Raw genomic sequence first — 23,478 nt, 5'->3', positions numbered from 1 at the left:
GATTCCACCTTAGCGCTCTTGATCGGTGGGACGCATCAGTACTTCGTTGATGCACACATAGTCCGGTCGCGTCACGCAGAACAAAATCACGTCGGCGATATCTTCAGACTGCAATTGACGCATGCCGCTCGCGACGGTGTTGAGTGCCTGTTTCACGGACGCGTGGCCGATGTGATCGCGCAATTCTGTATCCACTAAACCCGGCTCGATCACGCTGACACGAATATTGTCTTTATAAACCTCGCGTCGCAGCGATTCGGAAAAACCCACTACGCCGAACTTGGTCGCCGCGTAAGCCGCCGAATTGGGATTGGCGACACGCCCGGCCACCGAAGAGATATTGACGATATGCCCCTCGCGCCGCGCGCGCATGCCGGCGAGCGCGGCCTGCGTGGAAGCGATAAGGCTGAGCACATTCAACTCCAACATTCGGCGCCAGCGCCCTAGATCCGCCTCGGCGACTGGCTCCAGATACATCACGCCGGCGTTGTTGACGAGGATATCGAGTCGGCCGTAATGCGTCTCCGTTTCTCGCACGATGCGTTGGGCCTCGGCTTCCAAAGCAAGGTCCGCCACCAGCACCAAAGGGTCCGCACCCAGTCCAGCCAGCTTGGTAGCGAGCTGATCAAGGCGATCCTTGCGCCGCGCCGCGATCGCCACCTTGGCGCCTTGTTCGGCGAGGGCCAGCGCGGTCGCTTCGCCGATGCCCGACGACGCCCCCGTAACCAACGCAATGCGATCTTTCAGACGGTTTTTCATGCGGGCTCCCGATGGTTATCCATTCCATAAACAGTATGGCGGCTCCGGGCTGTTACAATAGGCGCCTTCCTACGCATGCCCGCGCGCGTGCCACCTCGAGGTTCCCCCATGTCGTCCCCGTCTCCTGACTCCGCTCCGGCCGTTGCTGGCTTCTCTTCGCTTGCGCTCGCGCCGGAGGTGCTGCGTGCGTTGACCGATGTGGGCTACGAATCGCCTTCGCCGATCCAGGCGGCGACCATTCCGCCGTTGCTGGAAGGCCGCGACGTGCTGGGACAAGCGCAAACCGGCACCGGCAAAACCGCGGCCTTCGCGCTACCGATCCTTTCGCGCATGGAAATGCGCCCCGGCAAGCCGCAAGCCTTGGTATTGGCGCCGACGCGCGAATTGGCCATCCAGGTGGCCGAAGCGTTTCAGCGCTACGCCGCGCATATGCCGGGGTTTCAGGTGCTGCCGATTTACGGTGGCCAAGGTTACGGTCCGCAGCTGCATGCGTTGCGTCGCGGCGTGCATCTCGTGGTTGGTACGCCGGGTCGCGTGATCGATCATCTGGATCGCGGCACGCTGGATCTTTCCGAACTTCGTTTCATCGTGCTCGACGAAGCCGATGAAATGCTGCGCATGGGCTTTATCGACGATGTCGAGAAAGTGCTGCAAGCCACACCGCCGCAGCGCCAGGTGGCGTTGTTCTCCGCCACGATGCCGCCGCCGATCCGCAAGATCGCCCAGCAGCATCTGAAGGAACCGGTGGAAGTCACCATCAAAGCCGCCACCACGACGGCCGCCAATATCCGTCAGCGTTACTGGTGGGTGAGCGGCATGCACAAGCTGGATGCGATGACGCGCATTCTGGAAGCCGAGCCGTTCGACGCGATGATCATCTTCGCGCGTACCAAGCAGGCGACCGAAGAATTGGCCGAAAAACTGCAGGCGCGCGGTCTTGCCGCCGCCGCGATTAACGGCGATATCGCACAGCCGCAACGCGAACGCGTGATTCAACAGCTTAAGGACGGCAAGCTCGATATTCTCGTCGCCACCGACGTCGCCGCACGCGGCCTGGACGTGGAACGCATCAGCCACGTGTTGAACTACGACATCCCGTACGACACCGAAAGCTACGTGCACCGCATCGGCCGCACCGGCCGCGCGGGTCGTAGCGGCGAAGCGATTCTGTTCGTCACGCCACGCGAAAAAGGCATGCTGCGCGCGATCGAACGCGCCACGCGCCAGCCGATCGATGAAATGAAGCTGCCCACCGTGGAAGCGGTTAACGATCGTCGCATCGCGCGCTTCAAGCAAAGCATCAGCGACACGCTCGCCATCGGCGGTCTGGAGCAATTCCAGCAGCTGATCGAGCAGTTCGAGCAGGAACACAATATTCCGGCCGTTGAAATCGCTGCGGCTTTGGCGCGCATTGCGCAAGGCGATCGCCCGCTGCTGCTTGAGCCGCCGGCGAAACGCGAATTCAGCAAAGAGCGCGAACCGCGCGAAGCGCGCGCACCGCGTTCGCACGACGGCGATTCGCGTCGTCCGCAACGCGAGCCACGTCGTCATGAAGACGATCAACGTCATGCCGGTCCGCGCCAGGTTCGCGCGCACGCCACCGAATCGGGCAAGCGCACCTATCGCATCGAAGTCGGTCACGAACATGGCGTGAAGCCCGGCAATATCATCGGCGCCATCGCCAACGAAGCCGGACTGGACGCGCAGTACATCGGCCGTCTGAGCATTCGCGGCAATTACAGCCTGATCGACCTGCCCGACGGGATGCCGGGCGAAGTGTTTCAGCATCTGAAAAAAGTCTGGGTGAATCAGCAGATGCTGCACATCAGCGAATGGGACGGCAACGAGGACGACGCCGGTTCGCAACCGCCGCGCAAGCCTTCGTTCAAACCGGCCCATGCGCGTGGCCACGGCGGCAAGCCGCGTCCGCACGGGCATGGCGGCGGTAAGCCGCCGCGTCGTAAGTGATAGGTTGAACTTGCCGTCACGTTCACCTTACCCAAATGTCATTCCGGCGAAGGCCGGAATCCAGTTTGGATACTCGTGCGAAGCACACAAAACCTTTTATGTTGAGTGCTTCGCACTCCGTAATTTGCACTGGATTCCGGCCTTCGCCGGAATGACGTGAGCCTTGTTCATACCTGCCGGCAATGTTTGGCTAACTCGCCTCGAACGATAAATCGTTTCACAATGCGCAACAGTCCGTTTCCCGCCATCGCCGTTAGAAACTGATTTATCGGGCCATACTTGTACAGCCATGAACACGTTGCCCAGCCTCTACATTTCCCACGGCTCGCCGATGACCGCCTTGCATCCGGGCCAAGTGGGAGACCGCTTAGCCGAGATCGCGGCCAACCTACCGCGACCGAAAGCAATCGTGATCGCCAGCGCGCACTGGCTGGCGCGCCATCCCCATGTAGGTGGCGCGGCGCATCCGGAAACCGTGCACGACTTCTACGGTTTTCCGCAGGAATTGTTCGACATTCGGTATCCAGCGCCCGGCGATCCCGACGTGGCGGCGCAGGTGATGCGGCTGCTCGACCAGGCGGGTCTTTCGCCTCAGCTCGACAACCAGCATGGTCTCGATCATGGCGCGTGGGTGCCGCTGCGTCTGCTGTATACGCACGCGGACATCCCAGTCGTGCCGCTGTCGATCCAACCGCATCTTGGACCGACGCATCAGTATGCGGTCGGCCGTGCGCTTGCGCCGTTGCGCAACCAAGGCGTGCTGGTAATCGGTTCCGGCAGCATCACGCACAACCTGCACGATTTTCGCGCGGGTTACAGCGATGCGAACGAAGCGCCGTATGTGCGCCCGTTTATCGACTGGATCGAACAACAGATCAAAGCCGGCGATATCGACGCCCTGCTCGACTATCGCCGTCAAGCGCCGTTCGCCGAACGCGCGCATCCCACCGACGAGCATCTGCTGCCGCTTTACGTGGCGCTCGGCGCTGCCGGCGAACATGCCGAAGGACAACGCATCGATGCCGGCATCGATCTCGGCTTTCTCGCCATGGACATCTATCGTTTCGATACCACGCAGGCCGCCGTCACTGCACGGTGATCGTGCCCACCATCATCGGGTGGATCGAACAGTAGTAAGCGTAAGTGCCGGGCTTTGAAAAAGTCACGCCATAAGTGTCGCCAGTATCCAGCGCTTTGGACGATACGAACTGCGCGCCAGCGCTGGTGATCACGTGCGGCTCCTCGTCGCGATTGGTCCACGTCACGCGCGTGCCGACGGGAATCGTAAGCATCTTCGGCGCAAACGCGAAATTTTGAATGGCGATTGCGTATGCTTTGGCGTTCGGCGGCGTGGCGTCCGCGGCGGCGCCGGAATGCGTGAGACAACCCAGCATCAGCGCGATCGACAGCGTAAATCCGGAACGAGGTATCGCGCTCATGACAGCGCCTCATCCGTCACGGCGAGCGCGCTGCTGGCCTGCACATGCCGCACATCGCGAATGCCCAGATAGCGATGCAGCGCATCCGGCTTCACGCTTTGCAGCGGTCCAGGCGCAGGCCCATCGCCGGGTGCGGGTTGCGGATAAGCGGTCGAACGCGCGGTGTAGAAGGTAATCGTGCCTTCCACTTTCTGCTGGATCTGATGGATATGTCCGTTCAATACCGTGACGGAACCGAACCGACGCAAATACGATATCGCTTCCGCACTGTCGTCCGTGCCCCATCCCCACTGCGGATAAAGCGACCACAGCGGCATATGCGCAAACACCACGACAGGCGTTTCGGCGGATAGGCCCGCGAGGTCGCTCTTCAGCCACGCCAACTGGTCGGTACCTAGCGAACCCAAGCCTCCCGCTTTGAGATTGAGCACGTTGATCAAGGCGACAAAGTGCACGCCGTTCTGATCGAAGCTGTACCAGCCGCCCTCGTGCTGCTTTTCGCCGAAGCGGCGGAAAAACTCCGCGCCGTTGTCGCCGATCACATCGTGTTCGCCGGGTACGTAGAACGTGCGACTGACGCGCGCCTGCTGCATCAAGCCGGCCAGCGTGTCGAATTCCTCCGGCTTGGAAAGATGCGTCAGGTCGCCGGTATGCAGCAAAAAGGTGGGCCGCTCGTTTTGTGTATTGATCAACGCCAACGAACGGCGAAGCGTTGCGGCGACATCCGGATTGGGCGCTTTGTGAAAACCGATATGCGAATCGCTGATCTGCACAAAGCTGAAAGTAGCGTCTTTTACATTGGGCATGGCATCGCCCAGCGGATGCGCGTGGAGCACCCCGCTCTTCATCAGCCACAACGTGCCTGCCCCGGCCCAAGCCATGCATTTAAGAAATTGGCGCCGGCCGTCGGCGTGGCTGTCATCGGTTTCGTGTGTCATCGGTCGCTCCACGTGGTAGGGGCCGCCCACGGCCGCCCTCACCTGCATTACCGGCACGGCGACCGGCCTATTCCGTGTTTTTCGCGTTGGGAATAAAGTCGCGGCCATCGCGGTACTACTTCTTATGCCGTCCGAAACCCACGCCACCCTGCCAGGCACCCAAAACGCGCGCTTCGAAGCGTGCGTGCTACCGCATCTGGACGCCGCCTATAACCTGGCGCACTGGTTGGCGCGCAACGATGCGGATGCGCAAGACGTGGCACAGGAGGCGATGCTGCGAGCCTTTCGCTACTTCCACAGCTTTCATGGCGGCGACGCACGCGTGTGGCTCCTCGCGATTGTGCGCAACACGTTCTATTCGCTGCGGACGAACGCAGGGCCTGACGACCTGCACGAAGCGTTCGACGACGATGTTCACGCGCTAATCGACGAAACACCCTCGCCGGAAACGCGCGCGCTCCTTTCGATCGACGTCAGCTCATTGCAGACAGCGCTGGAAAATTTGCCGCATCCGCTGCGCGAAGCGATCGTGCTGCGCGAACTGGAAGAATGCTCGTACAAAGAAATCGCATCGATTACCGGACAGAAAATCGGCACGGTGATGTCGCGGCTCGCGCGCGCCCGCGAACGCCTGAAAGTCGAACTGACCCGCCATTCCACGGAGGCACGCCGTCATGATGTGCAATGACGCCAGGCTGCTTCTGCACGCCTATCTCGACGACGAACTGGATGCCGCGCAAAGCGTGGCGATTACCCGGCATATGCAAAACTGCCCGGCGTGCACGGCGCGCTATGCCGACTACACGCAAATTCGCAAAGGGCTCGCCCAAGCTTCGCTCTATCGGCGCGCGCCCGATGCCTTGCGCAAGCAATGGTCCAGCGAGACGCCCGCATCCGTCGTCGCAAAGCCACCCACTCAGGCACGACGTCTATCCGTTCCGCTCGCCATGGCCGCAGGATTTGCGGCGGCGTTGCTGCTCGCCGCGCCGCTTTGGTTCTACAGCCAGCAACATCCTTCCGACGACACGACAGCGCTGGTGGACGATGCCATTTCCAGCCATATCCGTTCGATGCAGCCGCAGCATCTGATGGACGTGGTGTCGACCGATCAGCACACCGTCAAGCCATGGTTTGCCGGCAAGCTCGATTTCTCACCGCGCGTAAAAGACCTTGCGAGCGAAGGTTTTCCGCTGGTGGGTGGTCGGCTGGATGCATTGGACGGCCACACCGTCGCCGCGTTGATCTACAAGCGTCGCCTGCATGTAGTCAATCTTTACCAATGGCCCACAACTACCGCCGCCGAGCAGGAAGCGACGCAGTGGCACGGTTACACCGTCATCCGTTGGACGAGCGATCGCATGCGCTTTGTCGCGGTTTCCGATGTAAGCGAGGACGATCTGAAGCAGTTCGTCCTCGCATTCCAGAACGATGCGGCGTCGCCACAGATACGCTAGCGGTTACCGCTTACGCCGAAGCAATCAAACCTCACAGGTCGCCGCTAAACGTATCGCACTGATTGAGGTCGCCGCTTTGCAGGCCGGTCTTGAACCATTTGACGCGCTGTGCCGACGTGCCGTGCGTAAACGAATCCGGCACCACGGTTCCGCGCGCTTCGCGCTGCAAGGTGTCGTCGCCGATCTGGCTGGCTGCATTGAGCGCCGATTCCACATCACCCGGTTGCAACCACTGCAGACGTTGTTGCGTACGATTCGCCCACACGCCGGCAAAGCAATCGGCTTGCAGCTCCTGTCGCACCGACAAACCGTTCGCACCTTCCATCGGAGCGCCTTGACGTTGCATCTGGCTCACCTTGGCGAAAATACCAAGCTGGTTTTGCACGTGATGCCCCACTTCATGCGCAATCACATACGCGCGCGCGAAATCGCCGCTGGAATGAAAACGCGTGCCTAGCTCGCGGAAGAAATCCAGATCCAGATACACCTTCTGATCGCCGGGGCAATAGAACGGTCCCACCGCCGTCGACGCGGCGCCGCACGCGGTATTCACGCCACCGCTGAAAAGTTCGAGCTTGGGATCGGTATAGGTTTGCCCCATGCCGGAAAAAATATCGCCCCAGGTTTTTTCCGTGGAGCCCAGCACGCGACTGACAAACTCTTTCTGCTGCGGATCGACCTGTACCGGCTGACTTGTGGGCGCGTTAGCACCCGGTTGGCCACCCGATTGATCGAGCAACGCCAGTGGATTCTTGAAGAAGATCCAGCCCAGCAGCGCCAGGATCAAAATGCCGCCGATGCCCATGCGCCCGCCGCCAAAACCGCGGCCGCCGCCACCGCCGCTGTCGACTTCGACATTTTGGCTTTCTTCACCCTTCTGCCAGTCCATACATCCCCCGACTCATGGCGTCGCCGTGTGGGCCGACCAACCCCCACAGCATCGCACCAAACCGCTACAGTGGCATCACTTTTCCGCCCGAGAGACACATGATTCAGAACCTGCCCGCCCTGGTCGTGCTACTTACCGTCCTGCTGCAGTTTGGAACGATGTACGCGGTCGGCCACGCGCGCGGCAAATACCGTATCGAAGCGCCTGCGACGAGCGGACATCCGGCTTTCGACCGCGCCTATCGCGTGCAGCTCAATACGCTGGAAAGCACTGTCATGTTTCTACCCGCACTGTGGCTGGCCACGCATTACGGCTACGTGTTGTGGGCGGGCGTCGCCGGTTTGGTTTGGATTGCGGGGCGCGTGTGGTACGCGTTCGCATACCTCGGCGACGCGAGCAAGCGAGGGGGAGGTTATATGGTCGGCATGGTGGGTTGGGCCGCATTGATGGTCATGGGCGCGCTCGGTTTTGGCCGCGCATTGATCGCCGGTTGACGCAAAGGCTTCGATGACCGAGTCACCGCTCGCACCGGATCAACCGATCGCGCCGCCACCGCTGCCCAAAGCGCCGGGCGTGCTGCAAGCGCTGGGTTTGGTCGCGCTCTATTTTCTGCTGCAACTCGTGGCCGGCGTGCTGGTGGGTTTTATCGCGGGCTTGCTGGAGAAACTGCATAACCCCGGCCTGTCGCACGCCGACATCAGCAAGCATGTGATGGATGCGTTTCAACAACCCGACAACAACGCCATGCTGGTGGTGATCGGATTGCCGCTGATTGCGCTCGCGATGTTTTGGTTGGTGCGTCGTATGTGGCCTACATTGTGGTCGCGCGCGACACCACCGGGCTTCGGACTCACCGCACCTGTATCTGCACGTTGGTATATCACCGCATTGATCGTGGGGCTCGTCACGCCGCCGCTGGGTGCGCTTATGACGCAGCTGCTTGCGAACGGTCACGAAGTCTCGCAGAACGTCGAAGAACTCAGTCGCCATGCGTCCAGTCAATTGCGCTTGCCGCTTGCGCTGGTTGCGGTGACGATCGGTCCGATGATCGAGGAGCTGATGTTTCGCGGCGTGCTGCTTTCGGCGCTGATGCGCCGTCTTTCGATGTGGGCGTCCATCGCCATCTGCGCCCTGTTATTTAGTGCCGTGCACTTGGGCGGATTAAATTTTCAGTGGTACGCCTTGCCCAATTTGACGCTGCTAGCCGCGCTGCTGTGCTGGCTGCGGCTGAAATCCGGCTCGCTGTGGCCGGCGATTCTGGCTCACGGGATGTACAACCTGTTCGCGCTGGTGGCGTTGTTTTCCACCGCAACGTAAGGTTTAAACGGAAACGCCGAACGCTCGCAGCAAACGAGCCGTCTCGAACAACGGCAAGCCCACCACACCGGAATAGCTGCCTTCCAAATGTTCGATCAAGGTAGCGCCCCTGCCCTGGATCGCATAGGCACCAGCTTTGCCGAAGGGTTCGCCGGTGGCTACATAGGCTGCGATCGTCGCTTCGCTCAATGCAGCGAAACGCACACGCGAAATACAGACGTCGCCCTGCTCTTGCCTCGCGGAAACCATCCAGACCGACGACATCACATCGTGCGTGCGGCCGGAAAGGGTTTGCAGCATCTCGACGGCATCGTCGGCATCTCTGGGTTTGCCGAAGACGCGATGATCCAGAACGACCTCCGTATCCGAGGCAATCACCAACGCATCGGCACTTGCTTTGGAAGCAAACGATTGCCATCCCGCCTGCGCTTTGTCACGCGCCACACGTCGCACGTAATCGACAGGCGCCTCGTCCGGAAGCGGAACCTCTTCCACATCCACATCGAGCACGGAAAACGTCACGCCGAGTTGCCCTAGCAGCTCGCGCCGTCGCGGCGATTGGGAGGCCAGATAAAGCATCGTGTTTGCCCTTCGCTGCCTGCGACACGGCGTGTTCGCTTCTACAGCGTCAGGTAATAATCGCAAAACTCCGGATCGCGTTTCCAGCCGAGCGATTCATACAGCGCTTGCGCAGGCGCATTGCTCTGCGCCGTCTGCAACCACAAGCTCACGGCGCCGAGCGTGCGGGCATGCTCGGCTGCCGCAGCGAGCAAGGCTTTTGCGACGCCGAATCGACGCGCTTCGGACGCCACGAACAAGTCGTTGAGCAGATAAATGCGCACCGCGCGCACCGACGAAAACATCGGAAACAGCTGGGTGAATCCCAGGCCGTTACCCTTGTCGTCGCATGCGAGAAGAACGATCGACTCGTTGTTCGCGAACCGCTCCGCAAGAAACGCACGCGAGCGCGCTAAATCTTCCGGCTGTTTGTAGAACTGTCGGTATCCGTCGAACAACGGCACCAACGCATCCAGATCGCGAATGCTCGCCTGGCGAACCTCAAAACGCATGACAACTCCCGTGACCAGATCGTAACGCCAGCGACGCGTCAACAACCGCACTACGCGCGATGGTACGGATGACCGGCCAGCAACGTGGTAGCGCGATAAAGTTGTTCGACAAGCACCAGCCGCACCAGCATATGCGGCAGCGTAAGCGGGCCCAATGACCACTTTTGATCTGCCCGGGCTAACACTTCCGGTGCGTGGCCATCGGGACCGCCAATCAGAAAAGCCAGATCGCGTCCGGCCATGCGCCATTTTGCGAGTTGTTCGGCGAGTTCTTCGCTGGACCATGTTTTGCCGCGACCATCCAGTGCAATCACATGGATATCGCGCGGCAATGCGGCGAGGATGGCGGCGCCTTCGTCGAGCATCGCGCGCGCATCGTCGCGGCCTTTGCCGCGTAGGCCGGGCTTCAGTTCGATCAATTCGAGGGGCAAATCGTGGGAGAGCCGTTTACGGTATTCGGCAAACCCCTCTGCAACCCATGCGGGCATGCGTTCGCCGATGGCGATCAGGCGGGCGCGCATGCCGATTTTTTTAACCTGTCGCCAGGGCGGCCTCGCCCGCAGCGTCGCGATCGCCGACGGTCCACAAGCGTTCCAGCCCGTAGAACTCGCGAATGCGCGGCAGCATGACGTGCACGATCACATCGCCCAGATCCACCAGCACCCACTCGGCTTCCTGTTCGCCTTCGACACCCAGCGGCATCACGCCCGCCTGTTTGGCGAACTTGACGACTTCGTCGGCGATGGATTTCACGTGGCGTGCCGAGGTGCCGGAAGCAATCACGAGCAGGTCGGCGATAGAGGTTTTGCCGCGTACATCGATTTCTCGGATGTCCTTGGCCTTAAGGTCTTCAAGGGCGGCGATGACGGTCTTGCGCAGGGTGGCCGTGTTGACGGCCTTGGAATGTCGAACGGTGGTCAAGAGTTGGGGCCTCATGGCGTATCTGCAGCGCAGGAGTGCGCGAGTGCAGTATATCCGCCTTGTTGTGACGACAAGTCAAGCGATGTTTGCTCCCTCTCCCTCCGGGGAAAGGGTTGGGGTGAGGGATGAATCTTGCATTCGGTCCGCATCCAAAGCGCCGATTTTTTTGGAGTCTGGGGCAAGCCTTGATCCCTCACCCTGGCCATCTCCCAGAGGGGAGAGGGAAAAAGGTTAGGTGCGGGACAGCAGCCGCCCGCCCATCACCATGTTCGCGATGATTACGATCGCCACGGCGAGCGCGTGCATCAGCAGGTCGGACGCGGCGGCGTCGAAGTTGTGAATGATCTCCAGCAGGCTCGCCGAGGCGGCGGCGCTGGCGAGGCCGATCATCACGGCGGTAAGCACGGGCCGCAGCGGACAGGCGCGCCGGATCAGCCAGATCATCAGCCCGGAAAGCGGAACCGAGAAGCTGATGATGAAAATCAGGCAGTCGTTGGCCTCGTGCAGATTCAGCACCGGCATGCCTGGAATATGCGCCCTGAGGCAACCCAAACCGCTGGCGCCGATCCAGACCAACGCGCTCGGCACCGGCACCCAAGCCCAGGCGATGGAACGCCCCGGCACGGCGAGCACGAACGAGGCCAGCGCCGCGGTGATCGCCGTGACGACGGCGGCGCATGCGGCCACACCCAGATCGGGCGCGGCGTGCCAGCGATGCAACATCGTGGCGGCGCCGTTGCGCATGAACAACACCGCCGCCACCACCGCCACCACCAGCAGCCAGCCCATCGCACGCCGCCACGGCGGCAGCAGACGCCGCACGGGCGTCAGCTCCGCGCCAAGCGCGTCGATCAGGGATTCATGGCGTGCAGCATCGGACATGACGGTTCAGGATTCTCCATGCAGGCGATCGCGCAGCGTTTTCAGCGCGCGATGCAGGTTTACTTTGAGCGCGCCGGTATTGCGCCCGGTTTGCTCGGCGGCTTCGGCCAGCGAGCGTTCTTTCAGGCCAAGCTGCTCCACGGCCTCGCGCTGCCCCGGCGGCAGCGTCTCGATGGCTTTGCGCAGACGCTGTGCTTCCTGCTCGCGCTCCGCGCCGGCGCTGGCGTCGTCGCGTTCGGCATGTGTGTCGAGCGCGAACTCGTCATGTACCTCGCGTCGCTCGCGCCGTCCATAACCGCGCAAGGTGTCGATCGCACGACGCGCCGCGATGGCGGACAGCCACGCGTCATACGAACGCGACGGATCGAAGGTATGCCGCACGCGGTGTACGGTGAGCAGAGTTTCCTGCACCACATCGTCCAGCGTATCCACCGCCACGCCCTGCCGGCGCGCAACGGCGCGGATCAGCGCCACCGAAGCGTTCAGCACGCGCGTGTAGGCGCGCTGGTCGCCCGCTTGCGCGGCGGCCATCCATGCTGCCCGCTGACGGTCAGCTTGATCGCTGGCACTCATGGATTCGGTCGACACGGTCCTACGGCTACCTACGCTCCTCGGCGGAAGCTGGCGTAGTAGTACCCACGGGCCGTCAAAGGTCAAGACTGGGTGCATGATGGCCGGCGTCAGTTATCTAAAAGGCGATTCGCCCGAACCGCGCCGCCGGTTACTTGTAACCGCCCCGTGCGCCGCAGCGAATATCTCACCAACACGGAACTCGATACCTCCTATGATCCTGTTGACCCTCGCTTTCCTCGGTGGCGTCCTCACCATTCTCAGCCCCTGCATCCTGCCGGTGCTGCCCTTCGTTTTCGCGCGCGCCGACCGGCCTTTTGCACGCAACGGGCTACCGATGTTGATCGGCATGGCGCTTACGTTTGCGTTGGTCGCGACGTTGGCGGCCGTGGGCGGCGGCTGGGCGGTGCGTGCCAACCAATTCGGACGCTACATCGCGTTGGCCGTACTGGCGGTGTTGGGTTTGACTTTGCTCTCTGCGCATGTCGCCGAATGGATCAGCCGCCCGTTCGTGAAACTGGGAAATCGGCTGAGCGAGCGAGCCGAAGCACAGCAGGATTCGCCATGGTCCGCCGCAGGTTTGGGCGTGGCGACTGGCTTGCTTTGGGCGCCGTGCGCAGGGCCGATCCTCGGCTTGCTGCTGACCGGCGCGGCGATACAAGGCGCAAGCGTGCAGACAACCTTGCTGCTGCTCACCTATGCGAGCGGCGCGGCCGTGTCGCTCGCGCTGGCATTGGTGATCGGCGGTCGCGTGTTCGCCGCGATGAAGCGCTCGTTGGGCGCAGGCGAATGGGTACGTCGCGCCTTGGGTGTGCTTGTGTTGTGCGGCGTGGCGGCGATTGCGTTGGGCGTGGACACCGGCTTGCTGACGCGCGTATCGCTAGCGAGCACCGGCGGCATCGAACAAAAGCTGATCGACGCGGTGCGCCCTGCGCCCGTGCAAGCGGAACCCGCGCCAAAAACGGATGCGCCGCTACCGGTGGAAGGCGAACTTCCGTCGCTCGCCGGCGCCACGCAATGGTTCAACAGCGCACCGCTAACGCCGGAGTCGCTACGCGGCAAGGTGGTGCTGGTCGATTTCTGGACGTATTCCTGCATCAATTGCATTCGCTCGCTGCCGTACGTGAATGCGTGGGCTCAGAAATATCGCGATCACGGCCTTGTGGTCATCGGCGTGCATGCGCCGGAATTCGCGTTCGAAAAAGATCCCGCCAACGTCGCCAAGGCAATCAAGGATTTCAAACTGACTTATCCCGTGGCGATGGATAACGACTACGCCATCTGGAAAGGTTTCAACAATGAATATTGGCCGGCGCATTACTTTATCGATGCGCATGGCCAAATCCGCGCGCATCATTTTGGCGAAGGCCAATACGCCGAAAGCGAAGATGTGATCCGTCGTTTACTGAGCGACGCGGGCTACAAAGATCTACCCGGCGGCCATGTGCAGCCCGGCGCATCCGGCGCGGAAGCGGCGGGGTCCAACGATATGAGCCGCTCGCCGGAAACCTATGTCGGGTACGAGCGCAGCGACGGCTTTGCAGGCGGGCAGATCGCGCACGACGACAGCTTTCGCTACAAAGCACCCAGCACGCTTGCAGCGAATCAGTGGTCGCTCGACGGTAGTTGGACAGTGATGCCGCATTACGCAACGCTCGATGCATCGAACGGCAGCGTCGTATATCGCTTCCGCGGCCGCGATTTGCATTTGGTGCTTGGACCTGGCGAAGACGGCAAACCCGTGCGATTCCGCGTCACGCTCGACGGCAAAGCGCCCGGCGACGATCACGGCAGCGATATCGATGCCGACGGCAACGGCACGATCGATGGACAACGCCTCTATCAACTCGTGCGCCAAGCGCATGGAACCGGCGAGCGCACTTTCGAAATCACCTTCCTCGATCCGAACGCGCGCGTTTACGCGTTTACGTTTGGTTGAGCGCAACGATGCATACGCAGGAGATGAGCATGACATCCGCATTCGACAGCAAAAGCATGGATCGTCGCCGATTTCTGATCACCGCCTTGGGCGGCGGCGCGGCGATCGCCGTCGGCAGCGTGTCGGCCTTGCGACTAATGGGACGCAACGGAAGCGACCCCGCGGCAGCCGCAACACCCGCTGCCGACAACCGCGTTCAAATGGTGCAGCTTGCTTGTTTCGCGGACGATGACGGCCATCGTCTTGGAACGTGCGATGTGCGCAAGCTGGTGCTCACCGATGAGCAATGGCACCAACGCCTTTCCGACGAGGCATTCAACGTGATGCGTCGCGCAGGCACCGAACGCGCCTTCAGCGGCCCACACGAAAGGCCGCAGAGCAAAGGCTTGTACCGCTGCGCCGGGTGCGATACCGCTTTGTTTAAATCGTCGACGCAGTTTGATTCCGGCACGGGCTGGCCGAGCTTTTTCCGGCCGATCGCACCTGAAAACGTGATCGAGAGCCACGATACGAGCTTCGGCATGGTACGCACCGCCGTTACGTGCGCGGGTTGCGATAGCCATCTTGGTCACGTCTTCGACGACGGCCCGGAACCGACAGGTTTGCGTTACTGCATGAATTCGGTGGCGATGCGGTTTGTGGCGTTTCGGGTGAGTTGAAAACGTTCTGTCGTCTACGGCGTTGCACGATACGGCGCCAATAACGCCGGATCGTCGAACAATCCCCCCGGCAACAGATAACGCGGATCGCGCCCTTCGGCGAGCAACTCGCGAATGCGTGTCGCAGATACTTCCAATGGCGTTACCGCCAGCTCGATCACGCGACCGGCGGATTGCGCACGGATCACGGAGGGATCATCGGTACGACGCGCGGCAACTGCGCGTTCGAGTTCCACAGGAATGCACGCGTCGACGCCTGGGCGATTGATAACGCCGATGTGCGTGAGATCGAACAGATCGCGCCAGCGATGCCAACTGCGCAGTCCTGCAAAGGCATCCGCGCCGAGCAACAGCACCAGCGGCCGCTCGCCGAATTCGCGGCGAAACTCGCCCAATGTATCGATGGTGTAAGACGGCCCGCTGCGATCCAGTTCGCGTGTATCCAGCGCAAGTCGCGATTGTCCGCGCAATGCGGCGCGCAGCATGTCGACGCGTTGTGTCGCCGTGGCCGTGGGCGCCGCGCGATGCGGCGGCACATTCGCCGGCATCAACCGCACTTCGGCATCGAGCAGCTCGGCGGCTTCCCATGCCACGCTCAAATGACCGATATGAATCGGGTCGAAGGTTCCGCCAAAAAGGCCCAACGGTTTCATGTCAGCGCCTGCGCGGCGCGCGGTTCGGCCATCGCGGCGATCAAGCGCTGCGCCTCCAACCAGGCATCGCCGGTTTCACGACCTTTGGCGATGCGATCGATGCGTCCGGCTCGCGCCAGGCATTGCATCCAATGTTCGCGCGGCGCGCGACGCAGGGCCTTGCGAAACAGTTGCTCGCGAGCGGGCCACAAACGCTCTGCACGCGCTTGCGCGCCGAAGTCCTGCGCGTTGGCAAGACGCATGGCGAGCTGCAATTGATTGACCAGCCAACCCATCAGCGCGATCAATTCGTCGCCTTCCGCGCGCAAGCCTTCAAGAATACGCAGCGCGCGCGCACCGTCGCCGCCCAACGCGGCATCGGAGAGTTTGAAAGCGTCGTAGCGGGCGCTGTCGGCGACCAGATGTTCCATCTCGTCCGCGCTGATTTTGCCCTGACCATGCAACACGACGAGTTTGTCGATTTCCTGCGCGGCGGCGAGCAGATTGCCTTCCACACGCTCGGCCAACAAACCCAGGGCATCGGGTGTTGCGGAAAGTCCGCGGGACGCCAGACGCGCGCCGATCCACGCTTCCCATTCGTTCGGTCGCGGCGCATTGAAAATCACCACGCATCCGGCGCTATCGACGTGCTTCGTCCATGCACCCTCGTGCTTGTTGCTCCACTCCACGGCGGTGATGAGCAAGGTCACATCGGAAGGCGGATTGGCGCAGAACTCGATGATCGCTTTTGCGCCTTCGACGCCAGGGCGACCGGTCGGCAGGCGCAGATCAAGCAAGCGACGCGTGGCGAACAGCGACATGCCGGCCGCGGAGCGGGCCAGTTCGTCCCAATCGAAATGCGCGCCAACGTCGAGCACCTGGCGTTCGGCGTAACCGAGTTTGCGCGCCTGCGCGCGCAGCGCATCGGCGGCTTCCAGCACCAGCAGTTCTTCGCCAGCCAGAAGGTAGACGGGGCGCAGGCTGTCTGCGGCGAGCGCCTTCTGCCACTGTGCTTGGTTAAGCGGCATGTGAAATCAGTCGATCGGCGACGGGTACTGCGTCGGCTGTTGCGTGGTGCTCGCATTCGCCGGCAACGGCCCAACCGCCTTCGCCGCTGCCGTTTCGCCATGTTTTCTGACGGCCTGCAGGCGGAACAACACGGCCTGCACGGCATCGTCGATCAAGCTGGTCTGGATCTGTTCCATCTGCGACTGCGTACCGATCGGCTGGCCGGCGTCGTAGCTGAATTCGCGCTGCAGATCGATGGACTGATTCGGCATGATGACCTTGCCCTCCGAATCCGACGCCGTAAACACCACATGGAAGCGCACGGCGAATTCGGTCACCTGAGCAACGCCGTTGACGGTCAACATCTGCACGTTGAAGTTTTGCGCCGGCACGCGCAGTTCGGCGATGCCGGGGCCGCTGTTGTCTTCCAGCGTTACGTTGGATGCCAACAGTGCACGCGCCAATTTGCGCTGGAAATCGCCGTTGCCGCTTACCGTGAGATGCACGCGGTCCATGCCTTGTGGCAACGCGGCGCTCCCACGCAGGTGAAAACCGCAGGCCGCCAGAGCAAGCACGGGAAACAGCGCGATCAGTTTCAGCATGCGGTGGTTCATGAAATCATCCTGCGACGATGTTGACGATCTTGCCGGGCACCACGATTACCTTGCGCACCGTCTGCCCTTCCAGGAAGGCTGCCACATTGGGTTGTGCGCGCGCCAGCGATTCCGCTTCTTCCTTGGAAGCATTGGCGGGAATATCGATGGTGCCGCGCAGTTTGCCGTTGACCTGAACGGCCAGGGTAAGCGTATCGCGCACCAGCGCCGCCGGGTCCGCCTTCGGCCACGACTGGTCGTCCAGCACGGCTTGGATATGGCCCAACGCCTGCCACAACGTATGACTGACGTGCGGCACGACCGGGTTGAGCAGCAGCACCATGGATTCCAGCGCCTCGTGTCGCACGGCGCGGCCCTGATCGCTTTGATCGGTGAATTTGCCGAGCGCGTTGAGCAGCTCCATCAACGATGCGATGGCGGTATTGAACGCATGCCGCCGACCGAAATCGTCGCTCACCTTCTGAATGGTTTCGTGCAATTGACGACGCAGCGCCTTCTGACCGGCGTCCAGCGCAGACGGATCGACTTCGGGGTGATCGGGCTGATTGACGTGCGTGATCACCTCGCGCCAGAAACGGCGCAGGAAACGCGCCATGCCTTCGACGCCCGCTTCGCTCCATTCCAGCGATTGCTCCGGCGGCGCGGCGAACATGGAAAACAGACGCACCGTATCGGCGCCAAATTTCTCCACCATCGCCTGCGGATCGACGCCGTTGTTCTTGGACTTGGACATCTTTTCGATGCCGCCGATATGCACCGGCTTGCCGTCCGCCTTCAAGGTCGCGCCGATCACGCGCGCTTTTTCGTCGCGCTGAATTTCCACGTCGGCGGGATTGATCCAATCCTTCGAACCATCCGCATGTTCGCGATAGAACGTTTCCGCGATCACCATACCCTGGCACAGCAGATTGGTGGCCGGTTCGTCCGACTTCACCATGCCCGCGTCGCGCATCAGCTTGTGATAGAAGCGGAAGTACAGCAGATGCAAAATCGCGTGCTCGATGCCGCCGATGTATTGATCTACCGGCAGCCAATAATTCGCACGCTCGTCCACCATGCCGTTCGCGCCGGGGCTGGTGTAACGCGCGTAGTACCAGCTCGATTCCATAAAGGTATCGAACGTGTCGGTTTCGCGTTCGGCCGGACCACCGCACTGCGGACAGGTGGTCTTTCGCCATGCGGGATCGGCCTTGATCGGCGATTGCACGCCGGAGAACGCAACGTCTTCCGGCAACACCACCGGCAGCTGATCTTCCGGCACCGGCACGGCGTCGCACTTGGCGCAATAGATCACCGGAATCGGGCAACCCCAATAACGCTGGCGGCTCACGCCCCAATCGCGCAAGCGCCAATTGACGCGGCGTACACCGTGGCCGTTGGCTTCGAGTTTGTTGGCGATGAAATCGAAGGCGTCGCGATAGTTTTTTCCATCGAGATCGCCGGAATTGATCACGCGCATATCGGCGCGCGTCTTGTCCGAATACCACTCTTTCCAGTGCTGCGAGTCGTACGCTGCATCGTCGCCGCTGACAGCGATTACTTGCTTGATGGGCAAGTCGTACTTGTGCGCGAATTCGAAATCGCGCCCGTCGTGACCAGGCACGGCCATGACCGCGCCGGTGCCGTAACCCATCAGCACAAAGTTGGCGACCCACACCGGCACTTTGTCGCCGGTGATCGGATGGATGGCGAACAGGCCCGTGGCCATGCCGCGCTTTTCCTGCGTTTCCAGTTCGGCTTCCGACACGCCGCCATGGCGCAGCTCTTCCAGAAAGGACGCGAGCTTCGGATCGCTTTTCGCAGCCTTCAACGCCAGCGGATGTTCGCCGGCGATCGATACGAAGGTCACGCCCATCAGCGTATCGGGACGCGTGGTGAACACCGTGAGCGGTTCCGCCTCACCTTCAACGGCGAAGTGAATTTCCACGCCTTCGCTACGACCGATCCAGTTGCGCTGCATGGTCTTCACCGCATCGGGCCAGCCCGGCAGCGTATCCAGACCATCGAGCAACTCTTGCGCGTAGTCGGTAATTTTCAAAAACCACTGCGGAATTTCGCGCTTTTCCACCAACGCGCCGGAGCGCCAGCCGCGGCCGTCGATCACCTGCTCGTTGGCGAGCACGGTCTGATCGACCGGATCCCAGTTCACCACCGCGTTCTTGCGATAGGCCAGGCCCTTCTTCATCAACCGCGTGAACATCAGCTGTTCCCAGCGGTAGTAATCCGGCCTACAAGTAGCGAATTCGCGCGACCAGTCGATGGCGTAACCCAGCGACTTGAGCTGGTCGCGCATGTGGTCGATGTTTTTGTACGTCCACTTGGCGGGCGCGGTCTTGTTCTTGATCGCTGCGTTTTCCGCCGGCAGGCCGAACGCATCCCAGCCCATCGGCTGCAGCACGTTTTTGCCGTTCATGCGCTGATAGCGGCTGATGACGTCGGCGATGGTGTAGTTGCGCACGTGGCCCATATGCAACGCGCCGGAGGGATACGGCAGCATCGCCAAGCAGTAGAACTTCGGGCGGGAGGGATCCTCCTTCACCTCGTACGCGTGTTGCGCGTTCCAATACTGCTGCGCGGCGGATTCCACCGCCTGCGGGTTGTAATCGTGGTTGGAACCCTGGTCTTGATTGTCCTGCATGATCCGGCGCCGTTGATACGTATTCGGCAGCGCAGGGCGTCCATCGCCGTACGCCGCGTTGAACGCGCCAGACTAGCAGAAACGAGCCGACGCTTGGACGCAGGACTCCCTCCCCTGCTTCGCAGGGGAGGGAGTCGCTACGGAGCAGGGCAAGTTGTCGGTACATTGCCAGTCGCAATGGCCGGGGCGACGGTCGCGATTTGCCCCGCCAGTGTCGACAAGGCGTGTTGGTGAGCCGCCACCAAGCCCTCGTAGCCCTGCCCCACGCTTTGATTGATGCGGCTGTTGCAGGTGAGCACCGTCTGCCCTTTCAGCGCACGCACGGTCCAGGTCGCCTCGACCAGCGCGTAATTGCCCGGCGACGAATCGAATCGGCGCAGATCGACCTTGATGCGCAGCACTGGCTTGCCGTCCACGCCGATGCCGCTGCTGATGTCTTGCGCATTCATCTGGCGCGACAGGTCGACCGACAGCGCGCCGCGCACTTCATCGGCAAGCGGCGCGATCCAACGCTCGCCATCCAGCATGGCGACCGACTGGCCGCCCTGGCGCACCACCAGCTGCGGCACGTCGTCCTGCGCGGGAACGCCCACCGGCATCAACTCGAACTGAAAGTTCGCGACCGGCCCGACGTTCGTCGTTTGCACATTATCGGGCGGCGGAATCAACGTGTAGTAATGCACGGGCGCGGATGAGCACGCCGCCAACGCAGCCGCCGCGCAGGTCGCCATCAGAGTTCGCATACGAATCATGGATGGCTCCCTTGCTGCGGCGGGTTGGTAGCGGGGCTGGCATTCGGCGGCGGTGCATCTTTGCCGCGTCCGCGGATCAGCGCACTGGGATGGGTATTGAGGTAATCGGTCAACGTGCGCAACGAGCGCGCCATGCGCTGCAATTCCTCCAGCGTACCGGCCAGGTTCTGCTGCAGCGGCGAATCGGCCGACAGCGCGTTGTTCGCAACACCCAGGGTTTGATTGGCGCCTTTCAGCGTTTCCTGGAAGGCCGGCAACACATTGCCGTTGACCTGCTTGATCGTCGCATCAAGGTCGGCCAGCGTGTGATTGAGGTTGTTGCCGATGGCGTCGAACGGAATCTTGTCGAGCTTGTCGACCATCTCCGCCACCTGCTCCTGCAATTTGTCGAAGCTGCCCGGCATGGTGGGAATTTCGAGCGGGCGCGCATCCGGGTTGTACTCGACCTTCGGCGCCTTAGGCACGATATCCATCGAAATATAGAGCTGCCCCGTCAACAGATTGCCGACCTTAGCTTGCGCACGCAGACCTTGCGCGACCAGCACGCCGATCATGTGCGACATGTCGTCGTTGTCGCCCTTGGCTTTGGCGAGCGCCTCCAGCTTCACGTGCGCATGACCGAGGCGGTCCGGGTAGACCACGGCGCCGACGTAGATCGGGAATTTGCCAGTCTTTTCGTCGTAGTCCATATGGATGGATACGACATTGCCGAAATTGATACCGCGGAATTCCACCGGCGCATTCACCGACAAGCCGCGCAGCGGTTGATCGAAACGCATGCGGATGTAATGCGGCTCGCCATCCGGCGGCGCCATCGCGGCGCCCTGGGTATCGAACAGCGTAAAGGCTGCATTCTCGTCAGCGGTCTTCTCATCCGGATGCGGACCCGGCGCATCAAGAAAAGCCACGCCGCCGGCAAGCACCGTCGCCAGCGATTGCGTGTTGAGTTTCAAACCGTCGGCGCTCAGCGACACATCCACGCCGCTGGCATTCCAGAAGCGCGATTCCGTCGTCACAAATTTATCGTACGGCTTCTCGATAAAAATCTGCACCGACACGGCCTTGCCGTCGTCATTGAGCTTGTACGACGCCACGCGCCCCACTTGAATGCGGCGGAAGTAGACCGGCGATCCGATATCCAGCGAGCCCAAGTCGGCCGAGTGCAGGTAAAAACTTTTGCCGCGCGAGTCGTGCGTGACGGACGGCGGCGTTTCCAATCCGACAAAATCGGTTTGCGGCTGGTTGGACTTGCCCACGTCCACGCCGATAAACGAACCCGACAACAACGTATCGATGCCTGACACGCCGCCCAGACCGATGCGCGGGCGCACCACCCAGAAACGCGTGTCGGATACCGCGATGTTTTCGGCGCTCTTTTCCAGTTCGACCTTGATGATCACCTTGCTGTGATCGGAACTCAGATGAATGCGCGTGACCTTGCCGATCACCACATCCTTGTATTTCACGATCGTCTTGCCCGGCTCCAACCCTTGTGCCGATTCGAAGCTGATGCTGATAGTCGGCCCTTTTTCCATCCAGGCGTTGACGACCAGCGACAACCCGACCAGCGCCGCGATCACCGGCACCAGCCAGATCCACGACGCGCTGACGCGACGCCGCCGCACCACCGGTTCGGGTAGATCGCCACCTACGTTGGGTTGGTTTTGATCAGTCATCCTCGTCCTTGCAATCCCAGATCATTCGCGGATCGAAACTCATGGAGGCCAACATCGTCAGCACCACCGTGAGACCGAAATACACCACCCCAGGCAGAGGCTCCACCTGGCTGAAGAAACCGAACTGCACCAACGCGGTAAGCAGCGACACCACAAACACGTCCAGCATGGACCAATAGCCGATAAATTCCACCAGCCGGTATAGCATGGACCGTTGTCGACGCGCCCAATTGGTGCCGCGATGGACGCTCAGCAGCAGCGTGCTCAAGACCAGGAATTTCATCATGGGCACCACGATGCTGGCCGTGAAGACGATCACCGCAAGATCCGGCGATCCCTTCACCCACAGCTCGATCACACCGCTGAGAATGGTGTTGTCGTCCACATCGCCCAGGCTCACGGTGCGCATGATCGGCAGCAGGTTGGCGGGAATGTAGAAGATAAACGCGGCGATCAACAGCGCCCACGTCTTCACACAGCTGTTGGGTTTGCGCCGATGCAGCGGACTTTCGCAACGTGGACACGCCGCATGCTCCAGGTGCGTGTCGCGGCACACCAGGCCGCACACATGGCAGCCGATCACGCCGAGTTCGTGCGCACGCGGTAAGGAACTCACGGCGAAGACTCCGGAATCTTGTCCCACAGCTGGCGCACGTCGATGCCCGCAAAAACGGTGATCAAGATCGCCAGCACCGCGTAAGCGAATACGCCTGCATCAGGGTTCACATCGAAATACAGGTGCGCTTTGACGATCGACACCAGCACCCCCAGTACAAACACTTCGCTCATCGTCCAAGGGCCGATGTAATGCAACAGCACCATCAACCGACGAAACCCCGGCGCACGTCGGCCCAAGCGCCCATAAACGAGCAGCCAGCCGAGCACCAGCATTTTCACCAAGGGAAAGAAGAACAGCGTACCCGCCGCCAACACGGCGACCACCTGCGAGTGCTCGTGCCACATCATGATGATGATGCCCCAGAGCGTGGCGTGAATTTCTTCGCCATTGAGCCCCAAGGTGATGATTGGCCACACATTCGCCTGCACGAACACCACCATCACCGTCACCACCAACGCAAGCATCGCGTTGAGACTGATCGGCTGATGGCGCTCCAGCACCGCCTGGCAGCGTGCGCAACGCGCGGCCTCGCCGCGCCTCAGCCGCCGGCGGCGATACACCGTGTCGCAATGCTCACAGATCAGCAACGTCGACGTGGGTGCCTGGTGCGTGTGATCCATGCTGGCGGGGGGCGTGCTCATGCGAACAATTCTCGCAAATCCTTAAGCGGCGTGCGCGCACTTGATATGCTCCGTACAGCCCCGATTTCTGAGGGGTTAAATATTCCGGAGCCC

26 protein-coding genes are annotated in these 23,478 nt (G+C 61.5%); 8 read left to right on the top strand and 18 right to left on the bottom strand.

Features of this window, described 5'->3' with window-relative positions:
- Positions 1-9 precede the first annotated feature (9 nt).
- Entirely contained in the window at positions 10-759 is a 750-nt protein-coding gene (locus L0U79_RS08145; RefSeq protein WP_233841359.1) for an SDR family NAD(P)-dependent oxidoreductase, read from the bottom strand.
- 108 nt (positions 760-867) lie between these two features.
- Here L0U79_RS08145 and L0U79_RS08140 point away from each other — a divergent pair, with 108 nt between their 5' ends.
- Complete coding sequence (locus L0U79_RS08140; protein WP_233841358.1) at positions 868-2,727, top strand: DEAD/DEAH box helicase; 1,860 nt, start codon at positions 868-870, stop codon at positions 2,725-2,727.
- A gap of 289 nt (positions 2,728-3,016) precedes the next feature.
- Positions 3,017-3,826, top strand: coding sequence for a class III extradiol ring-cleavage dioxygenase (locus L0U79_RS08135; protein WP_233841357.1), 810 nt, complete (start codon positions 3,017-3,019; stop codon positions 3,824-3,826).
- Here L0U79_RS08135 and L0U79_RS08130 read toward each other — a convergent pair.
- The gene (locus L0U79_RS08130) at positions 3,813-4,166 is read right to left on the bottom strand and encodes a cupredoxin family copper-binding protein (RefSeq protein WP_233841356.1); all 354 of its coding nucleotides are present in this window, start codon (positions 4,164-4,166) and stop codon (positions 3,813-3,815) included. The genes L0U79_RS08135 and L0U79_RS08130 overlap by 14 nt on opposite strands.
- Positions 4,163-5,104, bottom strand: coding sequence for a metallophosphoesterase (locus tag L0U79_RS08125; RefSeq protein WP_233841355.1), 942 nt, complete (start codon positions 5,102-5,104; stop codon positions 4,163-4,165). Before L0U79_RS08125 ends, L0U79_RS08130 begins: the two co-directional genes overlap by 4 nt.
- Before the next feature lie 124 nt (positions 5,105-5,228).
- On the opposite strand from L0U79_RS08125, the gene L0U79_RS08120 reads away from it, so the two are divergent.
- On the top strand, positions 5,229-5,792 hold the full coding sequence (locus L0U79_RS08120; RefSeq protein ID WP_233841354.1) for a sigma-70 family RNA polymerase sigma factor: 564 nt from the start codon (positions 5,229-5,231) through the stop codon (positions 5,790-5,792).
- Entirely contained in the window at positions 5,779-6,558 is a 780-nt protein-coding gene (locus L0U79_RS08115; RefSeq protein ID WP_233841353.1) for an anti-sigma factor, read from the top strand. The genes L0U79_RS08120 and L0U79_RS08115 overlap by 14 nt, the downstream gene beginning before the upstream one ends.
- A 31-nt stretch (positions 6,559-6,589) precedes the next feature.
- Here L0U79_RS08115 and L0U79_RS08110 read toward each other — a convergent pair whose 3' ends face one another.
- The gene (locus L0U79_RS08110) at positions 6,590-7,447 is read right to left on the bottom strand and encodes a neutral zinc metallopeptidase (RefSeq protein ID WP_233841352.1); all 858 of its coding nucleotides are present in this window, start codon (positions 7,445-7,447) and stop codon (positions 6,590-6,592) included.
- A 101-nt stretch (positions 7,448-7,548) separates the two neighbouring features.
- Between L0U79_RS08110 and L0U79_RS08105 the strand changes: the two genes are divergently transcribed.
- Together L0U79_RS08105 and L0U79_RS08100 are read left to right on the top strand one after the other, a co-directional pair.
- Positions 7,549-7,941, top strand: a complete 393-nt coding sequence (locus L0U79_RS08105) for an MAPEG family protein (RefSeq protein WP_233843873.1) — start codon at positions 7,549-7,551, stop codon at positions 7,939-7,941.
- 13 nt (positions 7,942-7,954) lie between these two features.
- The gene (locus L0U79_RS08100) at positions 7,955-8,764 is read left to right on the top strand and encodes a CPBP family intramembrane glutamic endopeptidase (protein ID WP_233841351.1); all 810 of its coding nucleotides are present in this window, start codon (positions 7,955-7,957) and stop codon (positions 8,762-8,764) included.
- A 3-nt stretch (positions 8,765-8,767) separates the two neighbouring features.
- On the opposite strand, the gene L0U79_RS08095 is transcribed toward L0U79_RS08100, so the two are convergent.
- The 6 genes from L0U79_RS08095 to L0U79_RS08070 all read right to left on the bottom strand — a co-directional run bounded on the left by L0U79_RS08095 (position 8,768) and on the right by L0U79_RS08070 (position 12,210).
- Positions 8,768-9,343 (bottom strand): Maf family protein, encoded by a 576-nt coding sequence (locus L0U79_RS08095; RefSeq protein ID WP_233841350.1) that lies wholly within the window; start codon positions 9,341-9,343, stop codon positions 8,768-8,770.
- A gap of 41 nt (positions 9,344-9,384) precedes the next feature.
- Positions 9,385-9,834 (bottom strand): GNAT family N-acetyltransferase, encoded by a 450-nt coding sequence (locus L0U79_RS08090; RefSeq protein WP_233841349.1) that lies wholly within the window; start codon positions 9,832-9,834, stop codon positions 9,385-9,387.
- Between the two features lie 50 nt (positions 9,835-9,884).
- Positions 9,885-10,355, bottom strand: a complete 471-nt coding sequence (rlmH, locus tag L0U79_RS08085; protein WP_233841348.1) for a 23S rRNA (pseudouridine(1915)-N(3))-methyltransferase RlmH — start codon at positions 10,353-10,355, stop codon at positions 9,885-9,887.
- A gap of 10 nt (positions 10,356-10,365) precedes the next feature.
- Positions 10,366-10,755, bottom strand: a complete 390-nt coding sequence (gene rsfS, locus L0U79_RS08080) for a ribosome silencing factor (protein WP_233843872.1) — start codon at positions 10,753-10,755, stop codon at positions 10,366-10,368.
- A gap of 231 nt (positions 10,756-10,986) precedes the next feature.
- Positions 10,987-11,637: an NrsF family protein gene (locus L0U79_RS08075; RefSeq protein WP_233841347.1), complete on the bottom strand. Its 651-nt coding sequence runs from the start codon at positions 11,635-11,637 to the stop codon at positions 10,987-10,989.
- Positions 11,638-11,643: 6 nt separating this feature from the next.
- Entirely contained in the window at positions 11,644-12,210 is a 567-nt protein-coding gene (locus L0U79_RS08070; protein ID WP_233841346.1) for a sigma-70 family RNA polymerase sigma factor, read from the bottom strand.
- A 211-nt stretch (positions 12,211-12,421) separates the two neighbouring features.
- On the opposite strand from L0U79_RS08070, the gene L0U79_RS08065 reads away from it, so the two are divergent.
- Both L0U79_RS08065 and msrB read left to right on the top strand, forming a co-directional pair.
- Complete coding sequence (locus tag L0U79_RS08065) at positions 12,422-14,146, top strand: cytochrome c biogenesis protein DipZ (protein ID WP_233841345.1); 1,725 nt, start codon at positions 12,422-12,424, stop codon at positions 14,144-14,146.
- A gap of 29 nt (positions 14,147-14,175) precedes the next feature.
- Positions 14,176-14,805 carry a peptide-methionine (R)-S-oxide reductase MsrB gene (gene msrB, locus L0U79_RS08060; protein ID WP_233841344.1) on the top strand — a complete coding sequence of 210 codons (630 nt, stop codon included), beginning with the start codon at positions 14,176-14,178 and terminating at the stop codon, positions 14,803-14,805.
- 14 nt (positions 14,806-14,819) lie between these two features.
- Here msrB and nadD read toward each other — a convergent pair whose 3' ends face one another.
- The 8 genes from nadD to L0U79_RS08020 form a co-directional block, all read right to left on the bottom strand.
- The gene (nadD, locus tag L0U79_RS08055) at positions 14,820-15,458 is read right to left on the bottom strand and encodes a nicotinate-nucleotide adenylyltransferase (RefSeq protein WP_233841343.1); all 639 of its coding nucleotides are present in this window, start codon (positions 15,456-15,458) and stop codon (positions 14,820-14,822) included.
- Complete coding sequence (gene holA / locus L0U79_RS08050) at positions 15,455-16,465, bottom strand: DNA polymerase III subunit delta (RefSeq protein ID WP_233841342.1); 1,011 nt, start codon at positions 16,463-16,465, stop codon at positions 15,455-15,457. Before holA ends, nadD begins: the two co-directional genes overlap by 4 nt.
- A gap of 6 nt (positions 16,466-16,471) precedes the next feature.
- Positions 16,472-17,059, bottom strand: a complete 588-nt coding sequence (gene lptE / locus L0U79_RS08045; protein ID WP_233841341.1) for an LPS assembly lipoprotein LptE — start codon at positions 17,057-17,059, stop codon at positions 16,472-16,474.
- Positions 17,060-17,063: 4 nt separating this feature from the next.
- Entirely contained in the window at positions 17,064-19,697 is a 2,634-nt protein-coding gene (gene leuS / locus L0U79_RS08040) for a leucine--tRNA ligase (protein ID WP_233841340.1), read from the bottom strand.
- Between the two features lie 137 nt (positions 19,698-19,834).
- Complete coding sequence (locus tag L0U79_RS08035) at positions 19,835-20,449, bottom strand: PqiC family protein (protein ID WP_233841339.1); 615 nt, start codon at positions 20,447-20,449, stop codon at positions 19,835-19,837.
- Positions 20,446-22,125: an MlaD family protein gene (locus L0U79_RS08030; protein ID WP_233841338.1), complete on the bottom strand. Its 1,680-nt coding sequence runs from the start codon at positions 22,123-22,125 to the stop codon at positions 20,446-20,448. Before L0U79_RS08030 ends, L0U79_RS08035 begins: the two co-directional genes overlap by 4 nt.
- Positions 22,118-22,741, bottom strand: coding sequence for a paraquat-inducible protein A (locus L0U79_RS08025; RefSeq protein ID WP_233841337.1), 624 nt, complete (start codon positions 22,739-22,741; stop codon positions 22,118-22,120). Before L0U79_RS08025 ends, L0U79_RS08030 begins: the two co-directional genes overlap by 8 nt.
- Positions 22,738-23,385, bottom strand: coding sequence for a paraquat-inducible protein A (locus L0U79_RS08020; RefSeq protein ID WP_233841336.1), 648 nt, complete (start codon positions 23,383-23,385; stop codon positions 22,738-22,740). The genes L0U79_RS08025 and L0U79_RS08020 overlap by 4 nt, the downstream gene beginning before the upstream one ends.
- Positions 23,386-23,478 lie beyond the last annotated feature (93 nt).

The sequence above is a fragment of the Dyella sp. 2HG41-7 genome, from assembly GCF_021390675.1.
Taxonomy (GTDB): Bacteria; Pseudomonadota; Gammaproteobacteria; order Xanthomonadales; family Rhodanobacteraceae; genus Dyella_B.
Note: the sequence above shows the minus strand (reverse complement) of the source record. Positions and strands in the feature narration are given on the sequence as shown.